The organism is Kitasatospora humi, from assembly GCF_020907985.1.
In the GTDB taxonomy this organism is placed as follows: domain Bacteria; phylum Actinomycetota; class Actinomycetes; order Streptomycetales; family Streptomycetaceae; genus Kitasatospora; species Kitasatospora humi.
Window position 1 is genome coordinate 1 of the sequence record NZ_JAJJPA010000098.1, and the last position, 10,324, is coordinate 10,324.

The window sequence follows — 10,324 nt, forward strand, 5'->3', positions numbered from 1 at the left end:
ATTACTGCTTCACCCGTCCGAGCGACATCACGCTTTCAACTTCAGTAGCTAGGTTTGGGGGCTGCGCTGGGAGCCGGTAAGCCTCGCACTGGGCGTCGCCTGCCTGGTCGTCCGGTCTCACAGCTTCAAGCGGCAGGAGACTGTTTTGGTGCCGTCAGGGTGAACGCGGCAGTCCCAGGAATCCGACAGGTGCTCGACCAAGAGCAGTCCACGCCCGTTTTCCTGGTCGGTGGTGGCCCGGCGTGACTGCGGGACGACCGTTGAGCGGTCCCGCACGTCGATCGAGAGCGACTGCTGGTCCTGCCAGACGGTGACCTTGATCCACTGCTCGTCGCCGGCGTACTGGATCGCGTTGGTCACCAGCTCGCTGGTGAGGAGTTCGGCGACGTCGCTGAGTCGGGTGAGCTTCCAGAACCTGAGAACCGCTCTGACAGTGTGGCGAACCGACCCGACGCTCTGGGGCTCTGGCAGCACGAGCATCATGATGCGTCGGCCTTGCCAGTCGCGGGCACCCACGCCCGGCAACTCCGTGGTGGTCACGGCCGCTCCACCCATTCGATCGGCCGAGCCGATATCCCCTTGTTCGTGTGGCGGTAGCGCTGTATCGCGCTGAGGTACTGGCAGAGACTCATGCTTCCTCTCCCGAGGGCTTGGTGTCAGCGGTGGTCGGCTCGGGTGTGCGGGGCCCGACGACGGTGGCAGCCGGTTCGCCGCCACCGGGGGCACGTGCTTCATCGGCGGTCAGGCTCAGGCCCAAGTGTTGGGCGAGGCCGTCGGCAAGGGAGGCCACTGTGGGGTGGCAGGAGACGAAGTCGCTGGCGAGGCGGATGCCGAACGAGGACTCCAGGCGGGTGCGCAGTTCGATGCGGAGCAGGGAGTCGAATCCCAGTGCGCTCAGGGGGGTCTGCGGGTCCAGCGTGCTGGTTCCCAGCCGGAGCACGGTACGGATGTGGTCGGCCAGGTAGTTCTCGAGGACCGTGCGGCGGGCGAGGCCGGGCTCTGCGGCCTGCAGCTCGTGTCGGATGTCGTGTCCCGCGTCTTCGCCGGCGGCGGTTGCGGGGGCATCGGATGTGAGGAGGGCGAAGAGGGAGGACGCCCGGCCCGCTGGAGGGATCCAGCTGTCCGGTGGGCCGGGGATGACACCGGTCCGCACGCGGTGGTGGGTCAGGAGTGAGGCGAGGGCCTCGAGTCCTTCCGCGGTGGGGATGGTCTGGTAGCCGCGGGTCGCGAAGTCGGTGGCCACTCCGGTCTCGCCCCAGGGGCCCCAGTTCACGGCCAGTGTGGGCTGCCCCAGGCCGGTGCGCCAGGTGGCGAACGCGTCGAGCCAGGCGTTGGCCGCCGAGTAGGCCCCCTGACCGGGGTTGCCGAACAGGGAGGCCATGGAGGAATACAGGACGAACCAGTCCAGTGGCAATTGGGCGGTGGCCTGGTGGAGGCGCCAGGCGCCGGTGGCCTTGGGGTGCCAGACCCGTTCCAGCTGGTCATCGGTGATGTTGGTGACCGCAGCATCGTCGAGGACCATCGCGGCGTGGACGACGCCGTGCAGCACTGAGCCGTCAGCGGTGGCTTCGGCCACCAGCAACTCGGCGACACCGGGCTGGGCGACGTCCCCGAGTACGACGCTCACCCTGGTCCCCGCGTCGCGCAGTGCGGCGATGGTGCGCTCGGCGTCTTCGGAGGGCGGGGTGCGTCCGTTGAGGACGAGATGGGCGGCGCCTTGGGCGGCGAGCCAGCGGGCAGTGGCGAGGCCGACACCGCGCAGCCCGCCGGTGATGAGGTAGGCGCCGTCCGGCCGGACCGGTGACGGCTTCGCATCCAGGCGGGCCGTGGTGTATCCGTCGCTGGGAATGGTGAGGACGAGTTTGCCGATGTGGCCGGCACCGGCCATGAGGCGGAAGGCGTCGGCTGCCTGGGCGAACGGGTATGTGCGGTAGGGAAGTTCGGCGAGGGTACCGCAGTGGAACTCGGTGAGGACCTCGCGCATCACCTCGGCGAAGGCGTCACCGCGGGTCTGCTGAAGCTCGATGAGGTCGACCGTGGACATGGTGATGTTGTGACGCAGGGGCGCCAAGCCGAGAGGAGTGTCGGCGAGGATGTCGCGGACACCGAGCTCGACGAACCGGCCGAAGGGGCGAAGCGTCTCGAGTCCGGCTCTGATGGCGGGCCCGGAAAGGGAGTTGAGCACCACGTCGACGCCCTGGCCGTCGGTGGCGACGCGGGTCTGCTCGGCGAAGTCCAGGGAGCGGGAGTCCATGACGTGCCGGATGCCCATCGTGCGGAGGTAGCGGCGCTTCTCCTCGCTGCCGGCGGTGGCGTACACCTCGGCGCCCAGGCGCTGGGCGACGGTGACGGCGGCCAAGCCGGTTCCGCCGCTGGCGCTGTGGATGAGGACGCGCTCGCCGGCGGTGAGCCGGGCGACATGGCGTAGGGCGTACCACGCGGTGAGGTAGGCGACGGGGAGTACGGCTGCGGCTTCGTCGGGGATTCCGATCGGGACGGGCGTGACGTAGGCGGCAGGCACGGTGGCGAAGGTGGTGAACAGGCCGCCTCGCAAATCGACGACGAGGACGCTGTCGCCGGGGCAGAGGTGTTTGACGTCGGGTCCGACGGAGGTGACCACGCCGGTGGCTTCGAATCCGATCCGGTAGCCGGCCTCGTCGTCGGTCGCGAGCATGCCCATGGTGGTGAGGACGTCGCGGAAGTTCACCCCGACGGCGTGCAGGCGCACCTCGACCTCTCCGAGCCCGGGGGCGTGTCGCGGGGCGGTCGTCAGGCTCAGGGCGTCCAGATCACCGAATCGTGCGGCGTGCAGCCGGATGCGGTCGGTGCCGTAGTGGACGGTGCGGGTGGTGGCGGTGGTGCGTTCCGCGTCGGTCAGCGGCGTGTATGCGAGGCGGGCGATGTAGCGGGTGGCGCGGCGCAGGGCGATTTCGTCCTCGGCTGGGTCGCAGAGGAGTTCGGCTGCGAGGTGGTGGCGATCGGTGTCGGCGGAGTCGGCGTCGATGAGGGTCGCCCGCAGTTCCGGGTGCTCGTGGGTCAGAACGCGTACGAGGCCGCGCAACGCGCCTTGGGCCGGGTCTGCGGGCTGACCCGGTTCCGGGCTGTGGGCGCTGCGGGTGACGGCGTACAGGCGTGGGGGCGCGGGACGTGCGATCGCGCTCCGGGCGGTGGCGAGCAGGCGGCGCGTGCGGCGCAGGGCTGTCGTGTCGATGTCGTCGTCGGGTGCGGGTGGTGCGCACAGGAGGACCACGGCTGTTGCGGCTGAGGCGTCCAGGTGGGCTGCGATGGTCTGCTGGAGGTCTTGGAGCGTTGCGGCGTCGACGGGGAGGTCGAGGATGTCGCTGGAAGCTCCGGCCTGGCGAAGAGCGTCGGCCAGGGTTCGAGCCGATCCGTCCGCTTCGCCGACGAGGAGCCAGTGGCCGGTGCCGGCCGGCGTGTTGTTTTGGGGGCGTGGGGCCGGCCGCCAGCGGGTTTCGAGGAACCAGCGATCAGCGCCCTGGTCGGCGAGTGCACCACGGTGCAGGAAGCTCAGGGCGTCGATCTCGACGAGCACGTGGCCGGCCTCGTCCAGCAGTTGGACGTCTCCGGTGATGGTGCCGCCGGCGGTGCGGGTGATCTGCGCGTGGGCGTAGTGGGCCGTTTCCGGGTCGCCGAGGAGACGCAGGGCTTCTGCGTGGATGGGCAGCACCAGGCCGTGGCCCTGGTCGTGGATCAGGTTGGTGACGACGAGTTGAGCGCACAGGTCCAGGAGGACTGGGTGGATCCGCAGGCCGTGATGGGTGGTGCGGGCGGGGACCGGGAGGGTCACGCGGGCCCAGAAGCTGTCGCCTCGGGGGGAGGTGTGGAGCTCGGTGATGCCGTTGAAGGCCGGGCCGTGTTCGAGGCCGCGGGCGCGCAGGCTGCTGTAGAGGGCGTGCGGGTCCAGGGCGACGGGGTGGTCGGCGGCGAACTCGGCGATGGGCTGCCGGGGTGGCTGGAGGGTGGCGTCGCTGCGGCGCAGGACGGCGGTGGCCTGGCGTACCCAGGTTCCGTCCTTGTCCAGGCTGAAGATCTCGCAGTCGGCGCGGTCGGCGCTGTGTTGGGTGACGGTCGTGCTGATCGGAGTGTGGGCGTCCAGGTGCAGCAGTTCCCGGAAGTGGATGTCGGTGACCTCGACCGCGGGATGGTGGAGGGTGTCGTCGGCCACGGTGAGGGCCAGTGCGCAGTAGCCGGCGCCGGGCATGACCGGCTGGCCGTGGACCCGGTGGTCGGCCATCCATGGCAGGGCCTCGGTACCGGCGTCGGCGTGCCAGGTGTGACGCGGTGGGGTGCCGGGCACGTCCGTGTGCGCTCCCGGCAGGGTGGAGGGCGCGTCGTCCGGGCCGCTCTTGGCCGTCTGGGACGGGGCCGTGTCGGCCCAGTGGTGTCGGCGGTCGAAGGTGAGCGGGGGGACGTCGGTCAGCCGACCGTCGGCATAGAGGCGGGACCAGTCGACGGCGACTCCCGCGCAGTGCAAGGCGGCGAGCTGGGTGCGGAAGGTGGTGGGCTCGTCTTCCTTCTTGCGCAGGGTCGGCAGGATGACGGGGTCGTGGAGCAGGCCGGTGAGGTTCTGGACGAGGGGGTGGGTGACGACGGGTTGCGGGGAGATCTCGACGTACACCTGGTGGCGGTCGGCGGCCGCGGCGGCGACGGCGGCTGCGAAGCGGACCGGGCGGCGCAGGTTCGCGCACCAATAGGCGGCGTCGAACAGGGGGGTGTCGCGCGGGTTGTCGAGGACGGTGGAGTAGAACGGGATGGCGGGCTGGTGGGGGGTCAGCTCGGCGAGAGCGGTGGTGAGGTCGGCGAGGAGCGGGTCGACCTGGGGGCAGTGCGAGGCGACGTCGACATCGATCATGCGGGCCGTGATTCCGCGCGCCTGCCAGGTGGTGGTCAGCTGGCGGACCGCACCCGCCGTGCCGGCGACGACGGTCGAGTCGGGCGCGGCGACGACCGCCACGGACACGCCCTCTGCTCCGGTGGCGGCGAGTTCCGCCTCTATGCTCGCGCTGTCGAGGCCGATGCTCGCCATGGCGCCGGCACCGGCGATGCGGGTGAGCAGGGCGGACCGCCGGCAGATGACGCGCACCCCGTCGCCCAGGCTCAGGGCGCCGGCGACGACTGCGGCCGCGACCTCGCCCATGGAATGGCCGATGACGGCGGCCGGTTCGACTCCGTGTGCCCGCCAGACGGCGGCCAAGGCGACCTGCATGGCGAACAGTGCGGGCTGCACCTGGCCGCAGCCGCTGATGCGCCGGCTGTCGCGGACGGCTTGGAGGACGGAGAACCCGGCCTCCGCCTCGATCAGGGCGTCCGCCTCGGCCAGGGCATCGGCGAAGGCCCGCTCGTGCTGGAGCAGGTCGTGCCCCATGCCCTGCCACTGCGATCCCTGGCCGGAGAAGACCCACACAGGGCGGCGGCTGACACCCGCACCCACGTGGCCACGCACGACGCCCGGGTGGGCGCGGCCCGCCTCGACGAAGCGCAGGGCGTGGATCAGGTCGTGGCGGGAGCTGGCCACCACGCCGAGCCGGCCACGACCCGGGGAGCGGCGCATGGCAAGGGTGTGGGCGATGTCGTGCAGGTCTGCGCCGGTGTCCTCGCTCTCCAGCCAGTCGGCCAGACGCACTGCGGCCGCAGGCAGGGCGTCCGCGGCACCTGCGGCAAGGAGGAAAACCTCCGGCGTTGCGGTGCGCTGGAGCGGCCGGTCCATGGCGGGGGCTGCTGGTGGCTGGGGTGGCACGGCGTTGACGGCGACCGTGTCCGGCTGCTTGCGGGGGCCGGGGAGGGCGGCGGCGCAGGTGCGGCTCGGTGCCTGTTCGACGATGACGTGGGCGTTGGTCCCGGAGAAGCCGAATGAGGAGACGGCTGCCAGGCGCGATCCGGTCTGGGTGGGCCAGGGGTTGAGTTCGGTGGGGACGAACAGGCGGGTGCCTTCGGCGGTGATGGCGGGGTTCCACCGGGAGAAGTGCAGGTTGGGCGGGATGAGTCCGCGCTGGAGGCAGAGCACGGTTTTGATGAGGCCGATGACTCCGGCGGCGGGCTCCAGGTGTCCGACGTTGGTCTTCACCGAGCCCAGTGCGCAGCGCCCTTGGCCCAGGCCGTAGACCGCGGCGACGCTGGAGAACTCGACGGGGTCGCCGACGGGCGTGCCGGTGCCGTGTGTCTCCACCAGACCCAGCTCGCGGGGGTCGGTGCCGGCCCGGTCGAGGGCCTGCTGGTAGAGGGCTTTTTGAGCTTCGGCGGAGGGCGATGCCAGGACGTCGGAGCGGCCGTCCTGGTTGACTGCCGAGCCGCGGACGAGGGCGAGGATGCGGTCGTCGTCCCGCAGCGCGTCGGCCAGGCGCTTGAGGACGACGACGCCGCAGCCCTCGCCGCGGACGAAGCCGTCTGCTGCCGCGTCGAAGGTCCGGCAGCGGCCGGTGGGCGAAAGCATGCCCATGCGGGCGAAGGACATCGTCGTCCTGGTGCCGAGCATGAGGGTGACACCACCGGCCAGGGCGAGATCGCACTCCTCGTTCCGCAGCGCCTGGCAGGCCAGGTGCAGGGCCACGAGCGAGGAGGAGCAAGCGGTGTCCAACGCGACGCAGGGGCCCTGCAGGCCCAGCAGGTAGGAGATGCGGCCTGCGGCCACGCAGTGGCCGTTCGTGAGGATCGCGCCCTCCAGTTCGGTGGGCTGGCCGGCGAGCGACTCCATGTAGTCGGTGTAGCTCAGGCCCGAGAAGAGTCCGGTGGCGGTTCCGGCGAGTTTCTCGGGCTGAAGACCGGCGTGTTCGAGCGCCTCCCAGGTGACCTCGAGCAGCAGCCGGTGCTGGGGATCCAGAACGTCGGCTTCCTTGCCCGAAACACCGAAGAAGTCGGCGTCGAATCCGGCGACGTCGCGCAGGAAACCACCCCAGCGCGGCATCCGAGTGGATACCTGGACCGGGGCCGGAGGCGTGCGGCCCACCGGCGGTCCGCTGATCGCGTCCCGGCCGGCCTCGAGCAGCCGCCACAAGGCGGCGGGCGAGTCGACGTCGCTGGGCAGGCGGCATCCCATGCCGACGACGGCGATGTGCGGATCAGCGGCCCTCAGGTTGTGTGCGTGGTCCATCAGGAGGTCTCCTACGCGCTGGCTCGGGTGGGCATGGGCGGCGGGCCGGACGGTCGGCGGGATCAGTCGGCGTCGGAGCTGCCGAGCAGGATCGCGCTCTTGACGCCGCCGATCTGGTAGTTGCAGGTGAGCGCGTAGTCGAGTTCCACCTGCCGGGTGTGGACGCCGGGGACGGGGTCAAAGCAGATGTTGTCGGCCGGCTCCTCGCAGTTCGCGGTGGGGCACACCTCGTCCTGCTCGATCATCAGGAGCGTCAGGGCGACGCCCAAGGCGCCGGCAGGGGCGCCGTTGTGACCGAAACAGGCTTCCTGCGAGGTCATCAGGAGATCACCGACCGCGTCGCCGTAGAGCTGCTTGGCGGCGTTCGCTTCGAAGGCGGTCACGACGACGTCACCGTCGCTGCCGCCATGGATGTAGGGGATCTGGCTGATGTCCCACCGGTCGCCGAGGCACTTGCGGATGGCGGAGACCAGGGAAGCGCCGCTCTCGTCGCTGGCCAGGGGGTTGGACAGACCGTCGCGGGTCATGCCGTGCGAGAGGACCTGGCCGTACGTGTGCGCGCCGCGGCGCTGGGCACGGTCGCGGCTCTCCAGTACCAGGGTCACCGACCCTTCGCCGTGGTTCACGCAGTCAGCCCGCCGGTCGTAGGGCCGCATGACGCGGTCGAAGGACGGCAGCAGTTCCGGCATGCCGTCGACACGGATGGAGTCGTAGGTGCGCTGGGCGCCGTGGAGCAAGCGCTGGACGTTCTGGATGACGTCCACGCTGAAGACGTCGACACCGGTGACGACCGCAAGATCGATGTCCCCGTCGGCGATCATGCGTCGGGCGTTGCCGATCTGGACTGCCGAGGAGGCGCAACCGCAGGAAACGGTGAAGCAAGGCCCGGTGCTGCGCATCAGGGCCCCTTGGACGAGGGCCACGTCGGAGGGGGTGAGGGCCTGCTGGCCCCGGACGAACAGCTCCATCGCCTGGTGCGGGGTGGTGCTGCCGGCGTCGGCGTTCAGGATTTCGAGGTAGCTGGCGACGTTGGCGTCGATGCCGCCGCGTCCGGCCAGGACTGCGGCGTCGGTGAGGTCCCCGTCGCGGATGCTCAGTTCCGCGTCGGCGCAGGCCTCCACGAGCGAGACCAGACCGAAGCGGTGGGCGTTGGTGTAGTGCCGGGAGAAGATACCGGGCAGCTCGGGCAGGCGCTGGGCGAAGGCCTCGTCCGAAAGGTCGACGGAGCCGTAGTAAACGCCGTGGTGCTTGAGGCCCGACCGGCCGTTGGAGGCCAGATCCCAGACGTCGGCTGCGCTGAACACCGGCCCTTCCTCGCCCGGAAGGCAGAAGCCGAGGCCGGTGACCATGGTGTCCCGCTCCCTGTCGCCCCACGAGCGGTCGGCGGACGGCCCGCTCATGACGCACGCTCCCGGGAGCGCGGCGAATGCCCGGTCTGTGCCGGTGTGTGAAGGTCGCTGATCACTGGTCACCTCGGAATCTGTGGGGGCGGTGCGGATCGGCGCCGTGGGGGCGGCACCAGGGGGAGGGAGTCCGCAGCAGGGCGCGAACCGGTGGCAGCCTGGTTCCGGCCTGGTTCCGGCCTGGATCCGGCCGTCGGATCTGCGCTCGAGCAGCGCGGATGGGGTCGGCGGTGTGGGACTGGCCGGTGCTACTCGGCGATCGCAGTTCGATACAGCCACCGGTAGACGGGCACGGGGCGTTCCCCGACGTCCTTTAGTTCGCGTGTTAACTCGAAGTGCTCATAGCCGTTCCCCCGCGGGATTTTCAACCGGTCTTCCAGGCCTTCGAATTCGACTTCCCGGACACCGGAAAGATCACTCGGACCGCCCCTGAGGAAGACGAGCAGGCAGCGTGGCACGACACTCACCATACCCAGTCGAGACAGCTGGAAATTATGCGCTTGATCAGAACGGCTTGCGCATGCCTTGAATACCCGCAGCCAGGTCCATCAACCCACTCCAAGCAGGCTTGACAGCGCATGAAGCAAATCAGGGGCGCACTTCTTCTGTGAACATCGGTCCACGTGAAGGGCTCGCAAAAATGTCGTGACGTCCATCGAAAAATCATAAGAGATCGAAGCTGAAAAATCTTCCTCCGGAATAAGTAGGAGGAATTCTTGACGCTCACCCGATCCCAGCCGGGCATGTCGACAGTAGCTGGTCGCAGCCGCGATCATGCTGCTTTGGTCAGCACGCCCACCCCACTCACCCCTCCCGCTGAGGTAACCGCGGCTCCCTGGACTCCGAGGCTCTCATCGTTCTCCAGAGCTCCGCTGCAGACTGCCAACGCGGCCATCTTGATCATTCGTACACCGGCTTTCGCCGGCCTTTCTTGATCAATATCGGCGAGATCGACCACAAGCGTCAATGGTAGCCATTAATCGCATCTGCAGCCACGCTCACCGATAACGGCCAGGCGCAGGCCAGTAATTCACTATCGGTTGCGCACGACCGGGCGCCGCAAGAATTAGAGCGCCCCGATTGAGGCGAATGCTTCGGCAGTGTGCGAATCACCTATTGCCGTCCCAAAGCCTCTGAACCTACGGTGAGGAAAACGCCGCATCGACTCGGCCAATAACGGCTTGTGCGGCGTTCAGGAAAGAGGAACCGAATGTCTCCGATTCTCCTCGCTGTCGTGCCCACGAGCGGTCCGACGACCGGGGGCAACCCCGTGCTCTTGATCGGTACCGGTCTGACCGGCGCCACGGCGGTCATGTTCGGCACCACCCCGGCGACCAGCTTCACCGTCCAGTTCGACGGCGCCATCACCGCCATCGCCCCGCCGGGCACCGGGACCGTCCCGGTCACGGTCGTCACCGGCGCGGGGACCAGCAACGCGGCCAGCTACACCTACAAGGCGGCCGCCCCGCCGGTGATCCTGGCGCTGGTTCCGCCGATCGGCCTGGCCACGGGCGGCCTGCCGGTCCTCATCGTCGGCCACGGCCTGGCCGGCGCGACGTCGGTCCTGTTCGGCAGCACCCCGGCGACCAACTTCACCGTGCTGGGCGACGGCGCCATCCTGGCCATCTCCCCGCCCGGTACCGGGACCGTCCCGGTCACTGTGACCACCGGGGCCGGTACCAGCAACGGCGCATCCTACACCTACCTGTAGGACAGCCCCCAGCCCGCCGGAAGACCGGAGACTCCGCGGTCTCCTCCTCACTGCAGCGGGCGAAGGCCCGCCCCTGTCTGCCTAGATCCCCGGAGGGGGGAT

Annotated in this window: 5 protein-coding genes; 1 reads left to right on the top strand and 4 read right to left on the bottom strand. The window is 69.6% G+C overall.

Annotated elements, in window-relative coordinates; translation table 11 throughout:
- Nucleotides 1-117 precede the first annotated feature (117 nt).
- The 4 genes from LN042_RS36015 to LN042_RS36030 all read right to left on the bottom strand — a co-directional run bounded on the left by LN042_RS36015 (nucleotide 118) and on the right by LN042_RS36030 (nucleotide 8,981).
- Nucleotides 118-540 carry an ATP-binding protein gene (locus LN042_RS36015; RefSeq protein WP_230055680.1) on the bottom strand — a complete coding sequence of 141 codons (423 nt, stop codon included), beginning with the start codon at nucleotides 538-540 and terminating at the stop codon, nucleotides 118-120.
- Nucleotides 541-628: 88 nt separating this feature from the next.
- Complete coding sequence (locus LN042_RS36020; RefSeq protein ID WP_230055681.1) at nucleotides 629-7,108, bottom strand: type I polyketide synthase; 6,480 nt, start codon at nucleotides 7,106-7,108, stop codon at nucleotides 629-631.
- 62 nt (nucleotides 7,109-7,170) lie between these two features.
- Entirely contained in the window at nucleotides 7,171-8,508 is a 1,338-nt protein-coding gene (locus LN042_RS36025) for a beta-ketoacyl synthase N-terminal-like domain-containing protein (protein WP_230055682.1), read from the bottom strand.
- Nucleotides 8,509-8,759: 251 nt separating this feature from the next.
- Nucleotides 8,760-8,981, bottom strand: coding sequence for a DUF5988 family protein (locus tag LN042_RS36030; RefSeq protein WP_230055683.1), 222 nt, complete (start codon nucleotides 8,979-8,981; stop codon nucleotides 8,760-8,762).
- 740 nt (nucleotides 8,982-9,721) lie between these two features.
- Between LN042_RS36030 and LN042_RS36035 the strand changes: the two genes are divergently transcribed.
- The gene (locus LN042_RS36035) at nucleotides 9,722-10,222 is read left to right on the top strand and encodes an IPT/TIG domain-containing protein (protein ID WP_283844028.1); all 501 of its coding nucleotides are present in this window, start codon (nucleotides 9,722-9,724) and stop codon (nucleotides 10,220-10,222) included.
- The last annotated feature ends 102 nt before the right edge of the window (nucleotides 10,223-10,324 follow it).

What these genes read in the sequence shown, in the direction of transcription:
- LN042_RS36020 (WP_230055681.1), bottom strand. Translation starts at nt 7,108, where the DNA reads ATGGACCACGCACACAACCTGAGGGCCGCTGATCCGCACATCGCCGTC.
- LN042_RS36025 (WP_230055682.1), bottom strand. Translation starts at nt 8,508, where the DNA reads ATGAGCGGGCCGTCCGCCGACCGCTCGTGGGGCGACAGGGAGCGGGAC.
- LN042_RS36030 (WP_230055683.1), bottom strand. Translation starts at nt 8,981, where the DNA reads ATGGTGAGTGTCGTGCCACGCTGCCTGCTCGTCTTCCTCAGGGGCGGT.
- LN042_RS36035 (WP_283844028.1), top strand. Translation starts at nt 9,722, where the DNA reads ATGTCTCCGATTCTCCTCGCTGTCGTGCCCACGAGCGGTCCGACGACC.